Origin of the sequence: Gallibacterium trehalosifermentans, from assembly GCF_042433055.1 — a bacterium.
Lineage (GTDB): Bacteria > Pseudomonadota > Gammaproteobacteria > Enterobacterales > Pasteurellaceae > Gallibacterium > Gallibacterium trehalosifermentans.
In genome coordinates this window covers 517,240-536,819 of record NZ_JBHLWB010000001.1, presented here as the reverse complement: position 1 = coordinate 536,819, position 19,580 = coordinate 517,240, and the positions used below count along the sequence as shown (strand labels likewise).

The following is a 19,580-nucleotide window of genomic DNA, read 5'->3' as shown; positions in this document are numbered from 1 at the left end:
CAAAAAGCAATGCTTTTTGTTATTGCTCGTGCAAAGAAAAGTGGGCAAAAAAAAGCACGCCCTAGTGCCTTGCTGTTTCCTCATTCCGTCAAGATTTTCCGAGCGGCAAAAAACTGATATTTTTCTGCGAAAAATTAGACGTTTTTTGCCTGAAAATCTTTCCTGCATTCGGGCAAAGCACAAGGGAACCTATTGAGCATTTTATGAAGATCTTACTTAACTCTAAATTTTTCAACAGTCTGACACCCTCTAAAAAGAGGGTGCATCGCATTAAATAACCAGAGAATAAATAAATTATTCAGCTGCTTTTAATTGTTGATAGTAGTTTTCGTAGTATTGAATTGCATCACCAACATCATCTTGCCAATAACTGTTGTTAAGCACATCTGCTGGTGGGTAAATGCTTGGATCTTCAGTAATTTCTTTTGGCAATAATGCTTTAGATTTTAAGTTAGTTGTTGGATACCCAATTTCTGTTGCCAAGCGCGCTGCAACCTTTTCGCTTAATAAATAGTTAATAAGTTTATGGGCTGCATCTGGGTTTTTAGCAGTTTTTGGAATTGCTAACGTATCAACCCATAATACTGGACCTTCTTTTGGATAAACTGCATTAACTGGCGCACCTTCTTTTTTCGCAATACGCACAGAACCATTCCATAATTGACCTAATTCCACTTCACCCGCAATAAAAGAGTTTGCAGGGTTGTCAGAAGTGAATGCCAATACATTTGGACGTAATTTTAATAGCTCTTCATATGCTTTTTTGATAACCGCAGGATCTTTGGTATTTGGATCTTCGCCAAGTTTTAATAATGCAATATTAAATACTTCACGTGCATCATCTAATAATTGCACTTTTCCTTTAAACTCAGGTTTCCAAAGGTCTGCCCAAGAGTTAAATTGATCAGCTTTGTAGGTATCTGTATTGAAAACAATTTCTGGCGCACCTAAAAGTTGAGGAAGAGAGTATTTATTACCTGGATCATAAGGCTTATTCAACATATCTGGGTCGAGATCTTTAATCACCGGCAATTTACTATGATCTAACGGTAATAACATACCTTCTTTAGCCATTTTTGACACAAAGTAGTTTGATGGTGCAATAACATCATAAGTTGCACTATCACCTAATGTTTTCAATTTAGCATACATAGTCTCATTTGATTCAAGACTAGATACGTTTACTTTAATACCAGTTTCTTTGGTAAAATCGTCCAATAAACCGTCAGGTACATATTCTGTCCAAGTATAAAGATAAACGGTGTCTCCCTCTGCGTGAGCAGCCGCATGAATACCAAGAGCAAGCGTACTAATACCTAATAAAGTAGTGATTTTTTTCACAAAATTCTCCGTTATAGTTAATTAAAGCCATAGCTCGACCAAAGCCAAGCGGATATAAAAATCAAAATGATTTTTTATGGTACTTGTTGATAATACAGGTGTTAAACAGATATATCATACAAGACGAACCATTGTATAAAGTGTTGCTCAATAAGGCAACAATTAATCTGTAATTAGGAAATTTTATATGAGAGGATTTTTGAAAATGGACTATCTCGTTAACGCCATCGTTATCAAGATAGTCCACAAGATACTATTTAGATAAGGTTATTGCGCCTTATCTTTCCTACCAATCATTTGACTTAATATCACCAAAATGAGTGAGAAAATAATCATAATGGTTGCTAACGCATTCACTTCTGGTGTTACGCCAGTTTTTACGAGAGAGAAGATTTTCAGCGGTAACACTTCATAACTAACTCCCGTAACGAATGAGGAAACGACCACATCATCTAATGAAATGGTGAAACTTAATAGCCAACTGGAAATAATGGCTGGTAATGCTAATGGCACAATAATTTTACGTAAAATCGTAGTTTCACTTGCGCCAAGATCACGTGCAGCTTCTAACATTTTGACATCAAAACCTTTTAAGCGTGAGAATACGGCAACAACCACATACGGCAAACAGAACGTAACGTGGGCAAAAAGTAATGACCAAAAGCCTAATGAAATACCAACTAACATAAATAACGCTAAGAGCGAAACCGCCATCACAATATCAGGCGACATCATCACAATAAACAGCATTCCACCAACAAATTTTTTGCCTTTAAATTGGTAGCGATATAATGCAATCGCCGTTAATAGACCGATTAAAGTAGCAACGGTTGCGGCAAAAAATGCAATCGTAATGGAATGAAATGCTGCTTGTAATAACGTATTATTATTGGCTAAACGTTCATACCAGTTAAGACTAAATCCTTTCCAAGAAAGCCCATAACGGTCTAAGTTGAAAGAATTAATCACCAGAATAACAATCGGGATATATAGGTAGGCATAAACCAAAAATAAAAAAAGATTTCGTAGTGTCTTGCGCATTATTCCAACTCCGATTTCTTGTTAAACAATTTACCTGCACGGTAGTAAATGAATAATAGAAGTGCCATTAAAATAGTTAATGCAATACTGATAGATGAACCAAATGGCCAGTTACGTGCAATTAAGAATTCACTCTTAATCACGTTACCAACTAATAGCACTTTTGCGCCACCGAGTAAATCGGCTACATAGAACATTCCCATTGCTGGTAAAAGCACTAATAAACAGCCTGCAATAATTCCAGGCATGGTTAATGGAATAATAATTTTTACAAAACGTTGGAACGCATTGGCACCAAGATCTTTGGCTGCTTCTAATAAACGTTGGTCTAACTTTTCAATAGAAGAGTAAAGTGGAAGAATCATAAATGGTAGTAAGATATAAACTAAGCCGATGATTACCGCGACTTCAGTGTTCAAGATCCGAATAGGTTCATTAATAATACCTAACCATAACAAAGTATTGTTTAATACTCCTTTTACGCCTAAGAAAATTTTCATGCCATAAATACGAATCAACGAGTTTGTCCAGAATGGTAAAATGACCAAAAAGAGCATAATTGGACGAAACGCAGGGCGCATTTTGGCAATCATAAAGGCAAAGGGATAGCCGATAACCAGACAAATAATGGTGGCAATTCCTGACATAGAAAGAGAATTCCACAATACTTGTGCATATAACGGTTCGATTAGACGTTTATAACTATCTAGTGAAAAAGTAAATTCCACCAAATTACTGCTATCTCGAGTTAAGAAACTTGTAATCAGTACCAATAGATTTGGCACTAATACAAAAAAGATTAGCCATGCAAAGATGATGGCGACAGTAAAATTTTGAAATTTACGCGTTGTTATCTTCATCATCGTCAAGTACCACTTCCCAGCTTTCAACCCAAGTTATTGCGACTTTTTGATTTAAAGAGTGATCGACATCAGGATCATCTTCATTGAAAAATTCACTTACCAGTACCCGCTTACCACATTCTAACTGTATTGTTGACTCTAAGGTCATACCTTTATAGTTACGTTCACAAACATAACCGATTAATCCTTCGTGTATTTCTTTATCATGTACTTCTTCAATGCGGATATCTTCAGGGCGAAGTAATACTTTTAATTTTTGCCCTTCCGTAACAGGACGAGTTACATAAATGTCGCAGATACGCCCTTCAACATTGGCTTGCACCCGTTTTTCATCAATACGTTGTAGAACCGTCGCATCGAAAATATTAATTTCACCAATAAATTTCGCTACGAATAAACTTTTCGGATCTTCATAAATTTCACGAGGCGTACCGTCTTGTTCAATTTTACCTTGACGTAACACAATAATACGATCTGACATCGTTAATGCCTCTTCTTGATCATGTGTAACGAAAATAAAGGTAATGCCAAGCTGACGTTGTAAAGCTTTTAATTCATTCTGCATTTGCTGACGAAGTTTATAATCTAATGCAGAAAGGGATTCGTCCAGTAAAAGAACTTTTGGTTTATTCACTACCGCACGAGCAATCGCAACACGCTGTTGTTGACCGCCAGAAAGTTGTGCTGGTTTACGATCTGCAAACTCTTCTAGTTGTACCATTTTTAATGCTTCCAGCACACGAGGTTTGATTTCCTCATTAGGTACTTTTTGCATACGTAAACCAAAGGCGACATTTTCAAAAATGGTCATATGTGGGAAAAGTGCATAGCTTTGGAATACTGTATTGATATTACGTTGCTCAGCTGGAATCGATGTAATATCTTGTCCATCAAGAATAATGCGTCCGGCATTAACTTCTTCAAAACCAGCAATTAAGCGTAAAATAGTGGTTTTACCACAGCCAGATGGCCCTAAAATCGTTAAAAATTCACCATTATTGATCGTTAAATTAACATCTTTAATGATCGTTTTTCCATCATAAGATTTAGTAACAGATTGCAACTCAATAATTGGCTTTTGTTGTACTGGATTTTCCACTAGCTTTATTTTCCCTCCTAAGTCGATAGGCTAAATACCCACGAGAATTACATCTACAAGAAAAGCGCAATGATATAGCGATCTTTCCATAATTAAAAGCCTAGATTGAAAATTTTTTACTTATCTTAAATAACTATCCTACATCTACTAATCTCTTTAGTAGAGAATTTCCCCAAGGCGTTGACTTATATCATATTATTAAACGGTGGGTATGATAACATCTTGGTTCTAAATCACGAGAGTATTTTTAGCAAAATAATGGAAAATTAAATGTACCCAGAAGAAACCTTGCGAGACGGATTATTAGATCGTTTTTTAAATTATATTAGTTTTGATACGCAATCAAAAGCAGGCGTAAAACATTCACCTAGTAGTCGAGGTCAGTGGCTATTAGCAGGGTATTTATGTGATGAATTGAAAAGCTTAGGGCTTGTTCAAGTGGAAATGAATGCACAAGGTATAGTAACCGCATTCCTCCCCTCAAATATTCCCAATAACCGCACGACGATAGGATTTATTGCTCATCTAGACACCCACCCAAGTGTTAAAGGTAAAGATATTAAACCCGAAGTCATTAGCCTGTATCGAGGCGGTGATATTGCCTTGGGGTTAGGAGAGGAATTTATTAGCCCAGTAACCTCACCATTTTTACAAAAATTAGTTGGGCATAGCCTAATTGTTACTGATGGTACAACGCTATTAGGGGCAGATAATAAAGCAGGTATTGCGGAAATTATGACTGCATTGGCAACGATTGTGAGTTACCGATTGCCTAGAGTGAATATTCGAGTTGCTTTTACGCCTGATGAAGAAATTGGGGCGGGAATGCAATATTTCCCTTTACAGCAATTTGCTTGTGATTGGGCGTATACTGTTGATGGTGGGGGCTTAGGCGAAATCGAGTATGAAAATTTCAATGCCGCTACGGCAACTATTACCATTAAAGGTAGAGCGATCCATTTAGGGCAAGCAAAAGATAAATTAATCAACGCATTAGCATTAGCTTGTGATTTCCAGCAATTACTGCCATCTGATGAAGTGCCTGAGAAAACAGCAGATCGACAAGGATTTTTCCACTTAAATAGTATCACTGGCGATATTGAATGCTGCGAAATGAAATACCTGATTCGTGATTTTAGCGAAGAGGGATTTGCACAACGTAAAGCCTTGTTGTTACAGAAAGTAGAAGAATTTACGCAGAGTCGCCAATTAGCAGAGCATGTTAGCATTTCGATTGAGGATAGCTATCGTAATATGCGCAGTGTTGTAGAAAACGTCCCGCAAAGTGTACAAGTGGCGGAGCAAGCGATGAAAAATTGTGGCATTGTGCCAAAACGAAAAATTATCCGAGGTGGGACAGATGGGGCATGGTTAGCGGCAAATGGCATTGCGTGTCCAAATTTATTTACGGGTGGTTATAATTTTCATAGTAAGTATGAGTTAGCCAGTGTAGATGAAATGCAGCAAGCGACGAAGACAATTATTGAAATTGCTAAGTTAGCGAGGCGGTAGGGTATTTGTTTGTTTTTTATAAATACTTTTTATTATATTTTTAATTAGATTTAGATTTAGATTTAGATTTAGATTTAGATTTAGATTTAGATTTAGATTTAGATTTAGATTTAGATTTAGATTTAGATTTAGATTTAGGTTTCGCCCTAAAGGGCGACCTACTTTTTTTTGCTTGTGCAAAGAAAAGTAGGCAAAAAAAAGCACACCCTAGTGCCTTGCTATTTCCTCATTCCGTCAAGATTTTTCGAGCGACAAAAAACTGATATTTTTCTTCGCACAGCTCATAAAAATTAGACGTTTTTTGTCTAAAAATCTTTCCTGCATTCGGGCAAGACACAAGGGAACCTTTTCTTTTTCGTTAATTTTTTGTACGAGCAGAACAAAAAGCGATAGCTTTTTGAGCGCTGCTTGCAGCGACCCGTAGGGTAAGCAAGTGATCTGAGCTAACTTGTGAATAAAATGAGGTCGCCCTTTAGGGCGAAACCTAAAACCAAAAACCAACCCCAAACCTAAATCCGCTTCCCAAAAACAAAAAATCAAGTATCATAAACCGCTTTGACAAATTGAAATGAAAATAAGGATTAAGCGATGTGGGCAGATATTTTACTCAACTATAGTGTGTTTATTTTAGAAGTGATCACCCTTGTAGTCATTATTGCAGTGATTTTTGGGGTGATTTTTACATTAAAACAGAAAAATCAGCATAAAACGGGCGAGTTACGCATTACCAATTTAAATGAACAATATAAAGATCAACAACAAGTATTAAAAGAGTTTCGTTTAGATGAACAACAAGCGAAGCAGCTTGCTAAAAGCCGTAAAAAACAAGAAAAAGCAGAGGAAAAAGCGGCGAAGAAAAAAGCGAAACAACAGGAAAACGGTACCGTAGAACAGAGCGAAGCCGATCTTTTTGCCCAACAAAAGCCTTGTTTATTTGTATTAGATTTTCATGGTGATATTCAAGCGAGTGCGACCAACGCATTGCGTGAAGAATTAAATGCGATTTTAGCGGTGGCACGTCCAGAAAAAGACGAAGTATTATTACGTTTAGAAAGCCCTGGTGGTGTGGTACATGGTTATGGTTTTGCTGCCTCACAATTACAACGTTTACGCGATCGAGGCATTTCACTGACCGTTGCTGTGGATAAAGTAGCGGCAAGTGGCGGTTATATGATGGCGTGTGTGGCAGATAAAATTGTGGCGGCGCCTTTTGCTATTCTCGGATCGATTGGTGTCGTAGCGCAAGTACCGAATATTCATCGTTTGTTAAAGAAACATGATGTCGATGTTGATGTAATGACGGCAGGGGAATATAAACGTACCGTTACGATGCTGGGTGAAAATACCGAAAAAGGAAAACAAAAATTCCAACAAGAATTGGAAGAAACCCATCAACTGTTTAAGCAGTTTGTCGCCGAACATCGTCCGCAAGTAGCGATTGAGCAAGTGGCAACAGGGGAACATTGGTTTGGAAAACAGGCATTATCGCTTGCCTTAGTTGATGACATTAAAACCAGTGATGATGTGATTTTACAGGCATTAGCGGAGAAAGATGTGTTACAAGTGAAATATTGCATGAAAAAATCACTGGCACAAAAATTAGGTAAACAAGCAGAAGAAAGTGCGGCTAATGTGGTAGAAAAAGCATTTTATCAACAACGTAATTTATTTTTCTGATGAAAAAGAGAAAAAAATGCTAGATACATTAAATTTAACTCACGAACAGCAGCAACAAGCGGTGGAAAAAATTCAACAGTTGATGCAGCAAGGTATTAATAGTGGCGAAGCGATTCGTTTCGTCGCCGAAGCGTTACGCCAACAAGCAAAATCACAACAAGATAAGCAGATGGTCGATAAAGCTAATTTCAAGAACAGGGCTATATAAGATAGTTAATGGGTTCCTTGAGTTAATAATGTGGTAAAAGTTAATGGATAACTTTGTTTAATACACTGAGGCAATAACGTATGTTTGCAGTCATTCTAAAAAAAGTCATTGAAGCCGCCATTTTACCGCCATTTAATCTGATTTTATTTGGTTTATTGGCGTTTATTTTGCTATTTACCCGCTGGCAAAAAACAGCCAAAACGTTATTAGCGGGTTCATTATTACTCGCTTATCTCATCAGTACCCCTTTCTTTTCTGATTTATTGCTGCGTCATATTGCGTTAGAGCGACCAAATCCAGCGATTTACACACAAGGACAAGTGATAGTGGTATTAGGCGGTGGCTTGCGTTATAGCGATTACCCAGAATCTTATTCCACAACAGCGGCATTACCATTAGAGAGAATGCGTTATGCGGTCTATTTACAGCAAAAAACAGGCTTGCCGATTGCCATTAGTGGCGGGGTGGATAATGAAGCCAAGGTGATGGGGAGTGAATTACAACGCTTTTTTCAAATTGAAGCCGCATGGCTTGATAATAAATCCAACACGACGGAACAAAATGCGATCTATTTGCGTAAATTGTTTGATCAAACAGCAGCGGGAAAAGCGATTCAGCGCGTGATTTTAGTAACCAATGAATGGCATATGCGACGCGCAGTTGCGGCATTCCAGCGTCAAGGGTTTGACGTCTTGCCTGCACCAACCTTGAGTCAGCGCGCCTCAAGTAGTGGATTACTTAACTTTATTCCCCAACCTGTCAGTTTCTATCAATCGGGATTGGTATTGCGTGAATGGTTAGGGCTGTTGCGAGATAAATTGATTGGGTTATAAATTTAGTCTGAATATTGCATAGCTTAATGACAAAAAAAACTCTATAATCAGCGAGTTACCTTGTAACTGCAATAAAAATGTGAATGTTTTGCGCCTAAAATTTAGGCTAATTTGTGAGGTTCATTATGCGCTACCAAAAACTGGATAACCAAGAAACGCAGTGGAAATGGCTTTATTTAACACGCAAAGCACGTGAGGGTGTAAACATAACACGTTATTTAGAGCAGAGCATGGCAGAAGATAAAATTCAACAACTCACAAAATTAGAACACCAGACGGAAGCGGTGAAACAATGGATTGAAAATCATATGTCGCCTGATTTAGTGGTGAAATTAGATCAGGCAATCCGCGCCAAACGGAAACGCTTTTTTAATGCAGAAAAACAAACCACTAAGAAAAAATCAATCGATCTGGATTATGCCGTTTGGCATCGCCTTTCCCGCTATTCTCGTAAAATGAAAATGACCTTGTCGCAAACCATTATGTATATGATTGATGAGCAAGAAAGCAAGGTCTTATATGAATCGCAAATTCAAGCGATGAAGAAAAATCTCAAAGATCTTCTAAAATAAATAGTGAAACGCAGAATAGACTAAGTATAAGCCAAATGCGATAAAGACAAGCCCTGCAGCATTATCTAACCAACGGCTATATTGACTATAAAAACGTTTTGCAGCTGGACGAGAGAACAGCAGGGCAATCACATAGAAATAAACAAACGTCTCCAGCAAAATAATTGCCAATACCAATAAAATATGCTGGAAGCCCGTTACGTTAGCTAAATAGAGTGATAGCACGCTGCTAAAGTAAATCACCACTTTTGCATTAGAAAGGTTAACCAATAACCCTTTTAAAATTTCTTGCTTAATTGTCGTTTGTGTTTGTATTTGTTGCTGTTCTTTGGCAAAACTGACATTTGCTCGCACATTTAACATTTTATAGCCAATATAGGTTAAATAACCGCCACCAAGTAACACCACAATACCGTGTAATAATTCACTGGTAGAAAAGATGATTGCCAACCCTAACAAGGCAGCAGTTGCCCAAAAGGCAACACCGAGGCTAATACCGATAACTGCACAGATGGCATTGCGTTTAGATTGACTGGCGGCAGTGCGGCTGATATAGAAAAAATCGGGACCAGGGCTCATTAATCCTAATAAATGCACGATCATAATATTCCACAACATAAAACACTCCCTTTATAGCCACCATTGGTAAAGCATGATCAATATAATGGCATAGAGTGCCGCCAGTAAATCATCAAACATAATGCCAAACCCCGTTTTTAAACGGCGATCAAAGTAACGAATTGGTATTGGTTTCAAAATATCGAAGAGTCTAAATAGCACAAATGCCGCTAAACACCACGTCCAAGAATAATTAGGTAAAGCACAAAGCACTAACCAAATCGCCACAATTTCGTCCCAAACAATCGCCCCGTGATCATGTACTTGCATATCTTCTGCGGTTTTATGACATAAATAGATACCTAGCAGAAAAGCAATCACTGTCAGCACAAAAAAGAGCGAAACAGGAAGCCAGTGTAATAGCAATAAACCGACGAGTAACCCCGCTAAGGTTCCCCACGTCCCAGGTGCAGGTGAAATTAAACCAGAACCAAAACCTACGGCAAGAAAATGTACAGGATTGGCAAGTTTAATGTTTTGTAATGCGTTATGCTTATTTTTCGCTGAAGTGGTCGAAGCCATGAGAAACGGTTACCTCTACTGGTTGATGATGTTGCGTAAATTGTAATTGTTTATTTGCCCGAATTTGCCCAATACAGTGGTAAGCAACGCCGAGATATTTTAAAGTGCGCTCCATTTTTTCACGTTGAGGCTCGGATACCGTAAAACATAACTCGTAATCTTCCCCACCAGCAAGGGCAAATTGTAATGCTTGTTCAGGTGGATATTGGCGTAAGAGTTGCTCAGAAAGGGGTAATTTATCAAGTTCAATCACCGCACCACATTGGCTGCGATCGAGAATATGTTGTAAATCAGAAATTAAGCCATCGGAGAGATCAATCGCCGCATTGGCAATACCTGCTAGCTCCATGCCCATTAACACACGAGGCGTTGGGCGTAGATGGCGTTGTAAAAGATATTGCTGATCAGCATTTTCAATAGGCATCTGTTTCAATAACAGATCTAAGCCAGCTGCACTATCGCCAAGCGTCCCAGAAACATAAATCCAATCGCCAACTTTCGCATTATGCCGACATAAAATTTTCTCTTTAGCCACTAAACCATGTGCAGTAATCGTGAGAGAGAGTTTACCTTTTGTCGTGTCTCCACCAATTAACTCCACATTGTAATGATCAAGAATGGCAAAAAAGCTCTGACTAAACTCAGTGAGCCATTGATGATCAATGTTCGGCATAGTGAGGGCTAAACTCAGCCAAGCAGGTTCTGCTCCCATCGCGGCTAAATCACTTAAATTGACCGCAACAGCTTTATAGGCTAAGTCAGCAGGGGAAATTGTCGGCAAGAAGTGCGTACCTTCGACAAGGGTATCCGTTGTCATTGCCAAACGGCGGTTAGGTTTGATTTCAGTAATCGCGCAATCATCGCCGATAGAGAGCAAAACATCACGGCGGGGTTGACGGTTTGAGCACGCAAAATAACGTCGAATAATATCAAATTCGCCATTATCGGTCATAGTTTTACAATCCTTGGTTGGCATACCTTATCTGATTGCTCAGATAAGGCGAAAAGTCCAAAATTATTTATCACCTAAAGTTATTGATAAGCAAAAATTATTTACGCCCTAATTGTGGCGCAACTTTATCTAATACTCCATTGATATATTTATGGCTTTCTTCTGCACCAAATACTTTAGCCACTTCGATCGCTTCGTTGATAACCACTTTATAAGGCACATCAGGTAAAAATTTTAGTTCATACACCGCTACAGAAAGGATCGCACGTTCAATCGTACCAAGTTCTGCAATAGAACGATCTAAATAAGGCGAGAACAACGCTTCGAGCGTGTCTAGATTATTAATGGTTTCACGAAATAACTTGCGAAAATAGGGTAAATCAACGCCTTTCATATCTTCATCAGTGATGAAATCCAGTTCAACTTTTTCTGGCGCATTTTGCGATACAAACCAAGAATAAAGGGCTTGCACAGTACATTCACGAGCGCGACGACGCTTGGTTGGTTTTGCTTGTTGAGTCATTATTCTGAAATTTGTGCTAATAAGTTAACCATTTCTAAAGCAACTAATGCCGCTTCAGCCCCTTTATTGCCTGCTTTAGTACCAGCACGTTCGATAGCTTGCTCAATATTTTCAGTAGTAAGTACGCCGAAAGCAACTGGAATTTCCGCTTGCATTGCTACCTGACCAAGACCGCTGCTTGCTTCGCCAGCAACATATTCAAAGTGTGCTGTACCACCACGAATCACCGTCCCTAATGCTACAATCGCATCAAATTTTTTGCTTGAGGCTAAACGGCGAGCCACTAACGGTAATTCATATGCACCTGGGGCTTTAACGATAGTAATATTTTCCTCGTTAACTTGACCGATACGTGTTAAGGCATCAAGCGCCCCCTCTAATAAACTATCATTAATAAAACTATTAAAACGTGCGATCACGACGGCAATTTTCGCATTAGGCGCAGCGACTTGACCTTCTAAAACTTTCATATTTTCTCCAATAGATCCAAATATAAATGAACAAAAACGGTTGCAAATTCTAGCATAAAAAAGCAGAAAATAAGAGAGGGAAATCACAAAAGGAATAAAGTAAAAAATCCTGTTATTTAATTAAACAACAGGATTTTTTATTAATTAGGATTACTTAGTAATACGCTTATATTTAATCCGTTTTGGTTGCACGGCTTCTGCACCAAACGTCTTTTTCTTCCATTCTTCATAATCTGTAAAGTTTCCTTCATAGAAAGTAACTTTACCCTCATCACCGTAATCAAGAATATGGGTGGCAATACGGTCTAAGAACCAACGGTCGTGCGAAATCACCATAACACAACCTGGAAATTCTAAAATCGCATTTTCTAATGCACGCAAGGTTTCCACATCAAGATCATTGGTTGGTTCGTCAAGCAGTAACACATTTCCGCCGCGTTGGAGCAGTTTGGCGAGATGTAAACGCCCACGTTCACCCCCTGATAGCTCACACACGCGTTTTTGCTGATCGACGCCTTTAAAGTTAAAGCGACCGACATAAGCACGGCTAGGAATTTCAAAGTTACCGATCTTCATAATATCTAAACCACCAGAAACCTCTTCCCAGACAGTTTTGCTATTATCCATAGCATCTCTAAACTGTTCGACAGAAGAGAGTACCACCGTTTCCCCTAAGGTAATTGAACCGCTATCAGGTTGTTCCTGACCAGATAACATTCTAAATAAAGTGGATTTACCTGCACCATTTGCGCCGATAATGCCCACAATCGCCCCTTTAGGAATACTAAATGAAAGGTCATCAATCAGCGTACGATCACCAAAAGATTTTGATAGATTTGCCACTTCAATGACTTTATCCCCTAAGCGTGGACCAGGTGGAATAAAAAGTTCGTTGGTTTCATTGCGTTTTTGATATTCACCAGAATTAAGCTCTTCAAAACGCGCCATACGTGCTTTACTTTTGGCTTGGCGACCTTTTGGATTTTGACGCACCCATTCAAGCTCTTTCTCAATCGATTTTTGACGAGCCGATTCAGTCGCTGCTTCTTGGGCTAAGCGTTTCTCTTTTTGCTCCAACCAAGAGGAGTAGTTGCCCTCCCAAGGAATGCCCTCACCACGGTCTAACTCAAGAATCCAGCCAGCAACGTTATCAAGGAAATAACGATCGTGGGTAATCGCCACTACGGTTCCTTCATAATCGTGTAAGAAGCGTTCTAACCAAGCGACTGATTCAGCATCTAAGTGGTTGGTTGGCTCATCGAGCAATAACATATCTGGTTTTTCTAATAATAGACGGCAAAGCGCGACACGACGACGTTCACCCCCAGAAAGATGTTCAATTTTGCTCTCCCAATCAGGTAAACGTAACGCATCTGCGGCACGCTCTAATTGATTTTGTAAATTATGCCCATCATGTGCTTGAATAATCGCTTCTAATTGCGCTTGTTCCGCAGCAAGTTTATCAAAATCCGCATCAGGATCAGCGTATAACGCATAAACTTCATCTAAACGCGTTAATGCGGTTTTTACTTCGGCAACCGCTTCCTCAATCGCTTCACGCACAGTTTGTTCTGGAGAGAGTTTCGGTTCTTGTGGCAGATAACCGATTTTGATACCTGGTTGTGGACGTGCTTCGCCTTCAAATTCTTGATCGACGCCCGCCATAATCCGTAAAAGGGTAGATTTTCCCGCGCCATTTAAACCTAAAACACCAATTTTGGCACCAGGGAAAAAGCTTAAAGAAATATCTTTTAAAATTTGACGCTTCGGTGGCACAACTTTGCTCACGCGATGCATAGTATAAACAAATTGTGTTGACATAGTTCTCGCTTTGTTTGTGGTTAGATGAAAAGGCGCTATTCTACTTGAAATTCTGCGTTTTGACTATTTTTAGTCGGAAGTTTTCTACACAAAAAAATCGGATTTATGGCACAATACAAAGCAGATCAAACGATCTTCAGCACAACAGCAACATCAACTTTTATTTTGAGGAAACTTGAATGTCAAGACCATTAAATTTTGTGATGATTTCGCCGCATTTCCCGACGAATTTTGAAACGTTCGCCGTGCGATTACGGGAAAATGGCTTTAACACATTAGGCATTGCCGACGCGCCTTATGAATCATTAAGTGAGGGATTACGTAACGCACTGACAGAATATTATCGTGTGGATAATATGGAGGATTATGATCAAGTTTACCGTGCGCTAGGTTACTTTGCCCATAAATATGGACGCATTGATCGGATTGAATCGCATAATGAATATTGGCTAGAACTCGATGCCAAATTGCGCACCGATTTTAATGTGTTTGGTTATAAAACCAGCGATATGAATGCGATTAAAACCAAATCGCAAATGAAAGAAATTTTCCGTGCGACGGGGCTAAAAGTAGCGAAAGGGCGAGTCTTTAACGATGATGACGATGCTCGCCAATTAGCGCAAGAACTGAAATTCCCTGTGATTATCAAGCCAAATTCTGGCGTAGGGGCGAGCGATACTTACAAGATAAAATCCAGCGATGACTTAGCGGCATTTTTTGGCGCTAAAAATCCAAACGTGGAATACATAATGGAAGAGTTTATCGATGGTGATATTGTTACCTTTGATGGCTTAACTGATATTAACGGTAATATTGTGTTCTATTCTAGCCTTGAATATTCCGAAGCAGTACTAGATACCGTTGCCAAAGATGGCGATATGTTCTATTACGTTCCGCGAGAAATTTCTGCAAAATTAATCGAGTTAGGCAAACAGTGTGTAGAAGCATTTAACGTGCGGGAACGTTTTTTCCATTTTGAATTTTTCCGTGTGAAGCAAACTAATGAATTAATGCCACTAGAAATTAATTGCCGTCCACCTGGTGGATTAACGATTGATATGTGGAATTATGCAAATGATTTTGATGTATTTAATGAGTATGCCCATATCGTGAAAGAAAACAAATTTTACGCACAAATTACCCACCCTTGGAATGTGGTTTATATCTCACGCAAAGCCAATAAAAATTATCAACATTCCATTCAAGCAATTTGTGAACGTTTTTCGCATAATATTATTAGCGTGCAAAATGTCCCTGGTATTTTTGCCAAAATTATGGGAGAGGAGGGAATTTTGGCGCGGACAGAAACGATGGAACAACTGCGTGAAATTATTCAATTTGCGCACGCTAAACAGTAAGGGGAAAGAGTATGCACTTTGAAAGAAGAAGCCACTGGAGCGGTGAACTTGGACGTGAAATGTATTTCAATGTTTATGGTCATGCAGGTAAACCGATTATCGTGTTTCCCTCATCAGGTGGCAGCCATAATGAATATGCCGATTTTGGCATGATGGAAGCTTGTCGTACTTTTATTGAGCGAGGTTTAGTGAAATTCTATACCCCCGATTCCTTGGATAAAGAATCTTGGCTAGCGGTCAATAAATCAGGACACGATATGGCATTAGCACATCAAGCTTATGATCGTTATATTGTACAGGAATTAGTGCCATTAATTCGTTATGAATCAGAATGGGGCGGTGCAATGATAGCAACAGGTTGCAGTATGGGCGCATTCCATACCATCAATTTTGCCTTACGTTATCCCGATCTATTTGATATAGCGATTGCATTAAGTGGTGTCTATGATGCACGCTTTTTTACAGGCGAGTTTTATGGCGATCAAACGGTCTATTTTAACTCACCAATCGATTATCTTTGGGGACAATATGATAATTGGTTCTTAGATCGCTATCGACAAAATCATTATATAGTGGCGGTGGGGCAAGGCGCATGGGAAGAACAGCATATAGCGGATACCGCGCGTTTACAGGAAGCTTTTCAAGCGAAAGAGATTCCAGCATGGTTTGATTTTTGGGGACATGATGTTGATCACGACTGGGGTTGGTGGAAAGTACAAATGCCATTCTTTTTAAGCAAACTAGAGGCACAAGGATTAATTTAACTGCGGGCATCAATTTCCATTCTTGACAATGCTAAGCTAACCCCTTATGATTTGAAGCACTGGGGAGTTGGCGCTCCCCAGTAAGTTATCGGATTAGTAAACTGGCAAAGACCAGAGTAATAAAACGATAACTAGGATAATGTGGTTTAACATATTATTATCCTTCTTCATTTTGTAAGGTGAAAGCCTTACGCTCACTTTCAAGCTGTCTCTTGAAAGTGAGAGCATTATAAAATACGGTTACATATGTAACAAATGATATTTCAGAAAAGCCTACAATGTTTCATTGTGGGCTTTTTGTTTGTCAAGTGATTTCTCGTGCAAGATAGAAGCTAATCAAATATATATTATCTATTTCACTTCTCATTTTGCTTTTTGATAGTTTAGCTTTTACTGAAAAAGAAGAAATTAAATAACCAGTGTAGATGAATGTGTAACGGCGACTTTCGCTAAACTTTGTTGAAAGCGTGGGTTATGGTTAAGCTCCCATAAATCCACGTTATGTTGCAAATTAATCCAAAATTCAGGGGTAGTACCAAAGGCTTTAGCGAGTTTCATTGCCATTTCCAGGGTAACACGCGAGCTGTTATTGACAAGACTGCTGGCGGTGTTGCGGTGAACATCAAGAATTTTGGCAAGGTCGCCAATTTTGAGATTTAGCGGCTCAAGAAATTCGGTTTGTAAGATTTCCCCAACAGGGGTTGGTCTGCGTTGTGTCGATAACATAATCACTCCTAAACATCATAACGATGTGGGTCGAGATATAACTGAGAAATTTCGCCATTCTCAAAGTGAAAAATAAGACGAAGATATTAATCAGCATAATCCAGATATATTTTTTCTAGCTTAGTAAAATCGCAGCAAAATTTTTCAAATCCAAAGCGTTTTGTAATGACATTTGTATAAGTTTTTGTTGCAATTTCGTGAATGCGATCTTTGTGCTGATTGATATATAAATCTTCATTGATAAGTAACGCTGTATATTTAAAATCAAGTTTAAATTCTTCGGTATAATCAATTTCGACTAAAGCAGTAGGTACGATTGGAAACATATAAGCAAATCGAATCGTTGCTTTTTGTTCATCTCTAATTTTTACCTTAAAATCGGTTTGTCCTTTCCCAATTTTAGAAGATAAAGGCGCAATATATTTAACACCATTAATAGAAAGTACAATACCTACAAAAGGTCTCTCTTTTCCATTGCATTTATTCATTGGGATTTTAGGTTCTACTTTTCTTAAAAAATTAAGATAACGATCAGTTACCCGATAAAGTCTTAATTTATCACTCATTGTTATTACCAAAAACGAATATCAATATAAAAAAAAAGATGCCATCAGGCATCTTTTCCAGCACTTATGGTAGCTTACACCCAATTAAGTAGCACTTATGGTAGCTTACACCCAATTAAGTAGCACTTATGGTAGCTTACACCTGCAAAAAATATAATCCTTTTTATATCTAATTACAAGAATAAACTTTGGTAAGAATAAAAATTCTCACACATCTACCCATATCAAAAAAATTTCCCACAAAAAGTAGAGCGAGTTAAGACAAAAAAAGCAAATTTTTCAGATTTTTATTTTTTAGTTTTGTATTTGAGGTTTTCTTTTAACAAAAATTTTAGTATTTTTCGATTTGTTTAGTTTTATAACAGACTCTTTTAATCTTAGAATTAACTCCTTTTTGGATTGATCACTGAGAACCTTATTAAAAACTAACTCATTGAAATCATTTGAAAAAGTTAAATTAATCATTAATATAGTCCATTTTCAACAACACTCTTAAATCTTCACCCTTTTTCACTTTTTCAACAATTTCATCAAATTCTTCTTTGCTGAAGTGGTGCATTTCTTTTGTTGAAAAAAACTCATAAGCTTCATTCATAATCTCTTCTTCTTCCGCCGTTAGCGGTTGTACATCGCTATTATATTGCGCAAGTTTCTCCATAGCGAGCTCCTCAAAAAATTCCCTAATCGTCATATTATGTTGCACAGTAAACATCTTAATCGCTTTTTTTAAATCTAAACTTGTTTCAAAATTAATTCTTGCTGTTGCCGTCATAGTGCGCTCCTTTTTTAACTTATTTACTCATTTACGTATTTTATTATTAAGTAGAGCATTAAGCAAATAGTGGATTTCTCATAAAGGTGTAGGGAATTTCTCAGAAAAACACAACAAAAATGTTGCAATGCAACAAAAATGTTGTAGCCTACAACGACCGTATCACATTTAAGGAGTTTTTATGTTACGCTATCCTGTAGAAGTTATCGCTGATGATAACGGCACTTTTCTTGTAACCTTTCCTGACATTCCAGAAGCAGCAAGTGTAGGCGAAGATATTGAAAGTGCATTACTTGAAGCTGAAGAAGGACTAGAAACAGCACTCGAGTTTTATTTTGATGATAGACGCCCTATTCCTTTGCCAAGCCAGATAAAAGAAAATCAGTACACTGTCCCATTATCGTTATTGCGTTCACTAAAAGTACTATTACTTAATGAAATGCTTGCTCAAAATGTGCGAAAAGCGGAAATGGCTCGCCGTCTTGATGTACATATGCCACAAATTGATCGCTTATTAGATTTTCGCCACCCATCAAAAATTGATTTTGTCGAAAAAGCGTTTAAAAAATTAGGGCGAGAAATTAATTTAACTATAAGCTAAAAATAACGTTTAAGGCTTGATTTTATAAGGCAAAAACAACTATACAGCGTATGGTTTACAAGTATCTTACTACTAACCAAACAATTTAGGTGATTAGCTACCGTAAATGCTTACTTAATTTACAGAAACAGGCAAGGTTTTATCCTTGCCTTTTCTATATGTGCTGTTTAGAAGAGTGCTTTTCCCTTGTGCTTGCCTGAATAAGCAAACGCCCCCATCACACTTACAAGTTAAGCTTCCTTCTTTTAACAAAAAGCATTTAAACAACACAAAAAAATACAACTCCCCCCCCCCCCAAAAAATACTTGAGCTAAATCAAAAAATATCCAGAAACTTTATTTGCGTGAAAAATAGGCAGGTTGAGGGGTGATTGCTGAAATAACCTCTTATATAAAGAGGTGGGCAGGAGAAAGGGAAGCAGTAATGTGCGGTGGGTGGCTAATTTTCTCACGCTGAGTGGCGGGTGGGGTGAGATTGACAAAAAGAGTAAAAAAGCAAAAGAAATCAATGTGTTAAGAAAATGTAAATAAATTGATGTGGATCAAGAATGGGTTAATTGTATATTAATGTAAATTTTGGCTTTTACTAAGTGCAGAAAATAACCAAATAAAATAGGTAAAAATGATTAAATTAATAGAAAAAATAGATAAGTTAATGCAGTAAAAATGAATTTCCCCCCCCCCTAAGGATAGCGATATTTACAGTTCTATTTTTATTCAAAGAAAAATACATTATTTGTAA

The 19,580-nt window shown here is 38.0% G+C and carries 21 protein-coding genes; 8 read left to right on the top strand and 13 right to left on the bottom strand.

The window, feature by feature from the left end:
* Positions 1–294 precede the first annotated feature (294 nt).
* The 4 genes from ACFFHK_RS02275 to potA all read right to left on the bottom strand — a co-directional run bounded on the left by ACFFHK_RS02275 (position 295) and on the right by potA (position 4,344).
* The gene (locus tag ACFFHK_RS02275; RefSeq protein WP_382368943.1) at positions 295–1,314 is read right to left on the bottom strand and encodes an extracellular solute-binding protein; all 1,020 of its coding nucleotides are present in this window, start codon (positions 1,312–1,314) and stop codon (positions 295–297) included.
* Between the two features lie 294 nt (positions 1,315–1,608).
* Positions 1,609–2,382 (bottom strand): spermidine/putrescine ABC transporter permease PotC, encoded by a 774-nt coding sequence (potC, locus tag ACFFHK_RS02270; protein ID WP_382368676.1) that lies wholly within the window; start codon positions 2,380–2,382, stop codon positions 1,609–1,611.
* Positions 2,382–3,242, bottom strand: a complete 861-nt coding sequence (potB, locus tag ACFFHK_RS02265) for a spermidine/putrescine ABC transporter permease PotB (protein ID WP_382368940.1) — start codon at positions 3,240–3,242, stop codon at positions 2,382–2,384. The genes potC and potB overlap by 1 nt, the downstream gene beginning before the upstream one ends.
* Entirely contained in the window at positions 3,223–4,344 is a 1,122-nt protein-coding gene (gene potA / locus ACFFHK_RS02260) for a spermidine/putrescine ABC transporter ATP-binding protein PotA (RefSeq protein WP_382368673.1), read from the bottom strand. The genes potB and potA overlap by 20 nt, the downstream gene beginning before the upstream one ends.
* Before the next feature lie 270 nt (positions 4,345–4,614).
* Here potA and pepT point away from each other — a divergent pair, with 270 nt between their 5' ends.
* The 5 genes from pepT to matP all read left to right on the top strand — a co-directional run bounded on the left by pepT (position 4,615) and on the right by matP (position 9,146).
* Positions 4,615–5,856 (top strand): peptidase T, encoded by a 1,242-nt coding sequence (gene pepT / locus ACFFHK_RS02255; RefSeq protein WP_382368670.1) that lies wholly within the window; start codon positions 4,615–4,617, stop codon positions 5,854–5,856.
* A 588-nt stretch (positions 5,857–6,444) separates the two neighbouring features.
* Complete coding sequence (gene sohB / locus ACFFHK_RS02250; RefSeq protein WP_382368667.1) at positions 6,445–7,533, top strand: protease SohB; 1,089 nt, start codon at positions 6,445–6,447, stop codon at positions 7,531–7,533.
* Positions 7,534–7,549: 16 nt separating this feature from the next.
* Positions 7,550–7,741 carry a YoaH family protein gene (locus tag ACFFHK_RS02245; RefSeq protein WP_382368664.1) on the top strand — a complete coding sequence of 64 codons (192 nt, stop codon included), beginning with the start codon at positions 7,550–7,552 and terminating at the stop codon, positions 7,739–7,741.
* A gap of 80 nt (positions 7,742–7,821) precedes the next feature.
* The gene (locus ACFFHK_RS02240; RefSeq protein ID WP_382368661.1) at positions 7,822–8,574 is read left to right on the top strand and encodes a YdcF family protein; all 753 of its coding nucleotides are present in this window, start codon (positions 7,822–7,824) and stop codon (positions 8,572–8,574) included.
* A 125-nt stretch (positions 8,575–8,699) separates the two neighbouring features.
* Positions 8,700–9,146 (top strand): macrodomain Ter protein MatP, encoded by a 447-nt coding sequence (gene matP, locus ACFFHK_RS02235; protein WP_382368658.1) that lies wholly within the window; start codon positions 8,700–8,702, stop codon positions 9,144–9,146.
* Here the strand turns inward: matP and ACFFHK_RS02230 are convergent.
* The 6 genes from ACFFHK_RS02230 to ettA form a co-directional block, all read right to left on the bottom strand.
* A complete protein-coding gene (locus tag ACFFHK_RS02230; RefSeq protein ID WP_382368937.1) occupies positions 9,138–9,761 on the bottom strand; it encodes a LysE family transporter in 624 nt (207 codons plus the stop codon). The genes matP and ACFFHK_RS02230 overlap by 9 nt on opposite strands.
* Positions 9,762–9,776: 15 nt before the next feature.
* The gene (locus ACFFHK_RS02225) at positions 9,777–10,286 is read right to left on the bottom strand and encodes a phosphatidylglycerophosphatase A family protein (RefSeq protein ID WP_382368655.1); all 510 of its coding nucleotides are present in this window, start codon (positions 10,284–10,286) and stop codon (positions 9,777–9,779) included.
* Positions 10,258–11,238, bottom strand: coding sequence for a thiamine-phosphate kinase (gene thiL / locus ACFFHK_RS02220; protein ID WP_382368652.1), 981 nt, complete (start codon positions 11,236–11,238; stop codon positions 10,258–10,260). Before thiL ends, ACFFHK_RS02225 begins: the two co-directional genes overlap by 29 nt.
* A 97-nt stretch (positions 11,239–11,335) precedes the next feature.
* A complete protein-coding gene (nusB, locus tag ACFFHK_RS02215; RefSeq protein ID WP_382368649.1) occupies positions 11,336–11,761 on the bottom strand; it encodes a transcription antitermination factor NusB in 426 nt (141 codons plus the stop codon).
* Positions 11,761–12,231, bottom strand: a complete 471-nt coding sequence (gene ribH / locus ACFFHK_RS02210) for a 6,7-dimethyl-8-ribityllumazine synthase (protein ID WP_382368646.1) — start codon at positions 12,229–12,231, stop codon at positions 11,761–11,763. Before ribH ends, nusB begins: the two co-directional genes overlap by 1 nt.
* A 150-nt stretch (positions 12,232–12,381) precedes the next feature.
* Positions 12,382–14,052: an energy-dependent translational throttle protein EttA gene (gene ettA / locus ACFFHK_RS02205; protein WP_382368643.1), complete on the bottom strand. Its 1,671-nt coding sequence runs from the start codon at positions 14,050–14,052 to the stop codon at positions 12,382–12,384.
* Positions 14,053–14,231: 179 nt separating this feature from the next.
* Between ettA and ACFFHK_RS02200 the strand changes: the two genes are divergently transcribed.
* Both ACFFHK_RS02200 and ACFFHK_RS02195 read left to right on the top strand, forming a co-directional pair.
* Positions 14,232–15,410, top strand: a complete 1,179-nt coding sequence (locus tag ACFFHK_RS02200; protein ID WP_382368640.1) for an ATP-grasp domain-containing protein — start codon at positions 14,232–14,234, stop codon at positions 15,408–15,410.
* 11 nt (positions 15,411–15,421) lie between these two features.
* Entirely contained in the window at positions 15,422–16,174 is a 753-nt protein-coding gene (locus tag ACFFHK_RS02195) for an esterase family protein (RefSeq protein ID WP_382368637.1), read from the top strand.
* Positions 16,175–16,582: 408 nt separating this feature from the next.
* Here ACFFHK_RS02195 and ACFFHK_RS02190 read toward each other — a convergent pair whose 3' ends face one another.
* The 3 genes from ACFFHK_RS02190 to ACFFHK_RS02180 all read right to left on the bottom strand — a co-directional run bounded on the left by ACFFHK_RS02190 (position 16,583) and on the right by ACFFHK_RS02180 (position 18,238).
* Positions 16,583–16,900 (bottom strand): HigA family addiction module antitoxin, encoded by a 318-nt coding sequence (locus ACFFHK_RS02190; RefSeq protein WP_382368634.1) that lies wholly within the window; start codon positions 16,898–16,900, stop codon positions 16,583–16,585.
* 86 nt (positions 16,901–16,986) lie between these two features.
* Entirely contained in the window at positions 16,987–17,466 is a 480-nt protein-coding gene (locus ACFFHK_RS02185) for a type III toxin-antitoxin system ToxN/AbiQ family toxin (RefSeq protein WP_382368631.1), read from the bottom strand.
* Between the two features lie 457 nt (positions 17,467–17,923).
* Positions 17,924–18,238 carry a hypothetical protein gene (locus ACFFHK_RS02180; RefSeq protein ID WP_382368628.1) on the bottom strand — a complete coding sequence of 105 codons (315 nt, stop codon included), beginning with the start codon at positions 18,236–18,238 and terminating at the stop codon, positions 17,924–17,926.
* A 181-nt stretch (positions 18,239–18,419) separates the two neighbouring features.
* Here ACFFHK_RS02180 and ACFFHK_RS02175 point away from each other — a divergent pair, with 181 nt between their 5' ends.
* Positions 18,420–18,839: a type II toxin-antitoxin system HicB family antitoxin gene (locus ACFFHK_RS02175; protein ID WP_382368625.1), complete on the top strand. Its 420-nt coding sequence runs from the start codon at positions 18,420–18,422 to the stop codon at positions 18,837–18,839.
* Positions 18,840–19,580: the final 741 nt, after the last annotated feature.

What these genes read in the sequence shown, in the direction of transcription:
- potC (WP_382368676.1), bottom strand. Translation starts at nt 2,382, where the DNA reads ATGCGCAAGACACTACGAAATCTTTTTTTATTTTTGGTTTATGCCTAC.
- potB (WP_382368940.1), bottom strand. Translation starts at nt 3,242, where the DNA reads ATGAAGATAACAACGCGTAAATTTCAAAATTTTACTGTCGCCATCATC.
- pepT (WP_382368670.1), top strand. Translation starts at nt 4,615, where the DNA reads ATGTACCCAGAAGAAACCTTGCGAGACGGATTATTAGATCGTTTTTTA.
- sohB (WP_382368667.1), top strand. Translation starts at nt 6,445, where the DNA reads ATGTGGGCAGATATTTTACTCAACTATAGTGTGTTTATTTTAGAAGTG.
- ACFFHK_RS02245 (WP_382368664.1), top strand. Translation starts at nt 7,550, where the DNA reads ATGCTAGATACATTAAATTTAACTCACGAACAGCAGCAACAAGCGGTG.
- ACFFHK_RS02240 (WP_382368661.1), top strand. Translation starts at nt 7,822, where the DNA reads ATGTTTGCAGTCATTCTAAAAAAAGTCATTGAAGCCGCCATTTTACCG.
- matP (WP_382368658.1), top strand. Translation starts at nt 8,700, where the DNA reads ATGCGCTACCAAAAACTGGATAACCAAGAAACGCAGTGGAAATGGCTT.
- ACFFHK_RS02225 (WP_382368655.1), bottom strand. Translation starts at nt 10,286, where the DNA reads ATGGCTTCGACCACTTCAGCGAAAAATAAGCATAACGCATTACAAAAC.
- thiL (WP_382368652.1), bottom strand. Translation starts at nt 11,238, where the DNA reads ATGACCGATAATGGCGAATTTGATATTATTCGACGTTATTTTGCGTGC.
- nusB (WP_382368649.1), bottom strand. Translation starts at nt 11,761, where the DNA reads ATGACTCAACAAGCAAAACCAACCAAGCGTCGTCGCGCTCGTGAATGT.
- ribH (WP_382368646.1), bottom strand. Translation starts at nt 12,231, where the DNA reads ATGAAAGTTTTAGAAGGTCAAGTCGCTGCGCCTAATGCGAAAATTGCC.
- ettA (WP_382368643.1), bottom strand. Translation starts at nt 14,052, where the DNA reads ATGTCAACACAATTTGTTTATACTATGCATCGCGTGAGCAAAGTTGTG.
- ACFFHK_RS02200 (WP_382368640.1), top strand. Translation starts at nt 14,232, where the DNA reads ATGTCAAGACCATTAAATTTTGTGATGATTTCGCCGCATTTCCCGACG.
- ACFFHK_RS02195 (WP_382368637.1), top strand. Translation starts at nt 15,422, where the DNA reads ATGCACTTTGAAAGAAGAAGCCACTGGAGCGGTGAACTTGGACGTGAA.
- ACFFHK_RS02190 (WP_382368634.1), bottom strand. Translation starts at nt 16,900, where the DNA reads ATGTTATCGACACAACGCAGACCAACCCCTGTTGGGGAAATCTTACAA.
- ACFFHK_RS02185 (WP_382368631.1), bottom strand. Translation starts at nt 17,466, where the DNA reads ATGAGTGATAAATTAAGACTTTATCGGGTAACTGATCGTTATCTTAAT.
- ACFFHK_RS02180 (WP_382368628.1), bottom strand. Translation starts at nt 18,238, where the DNA reads ATGACGGCAACAGCAAGAATTAATTTTGAAACAAGTTTAGATTTAAAA.
- ACFFHK_RS02175 (WP_382368625.1), top strand. Translation starts at nt 18,420, where the DNA reads ATGTTACGCTATCCTGTAGAAGTTATCGCTGATGATAACGGCACTTTT.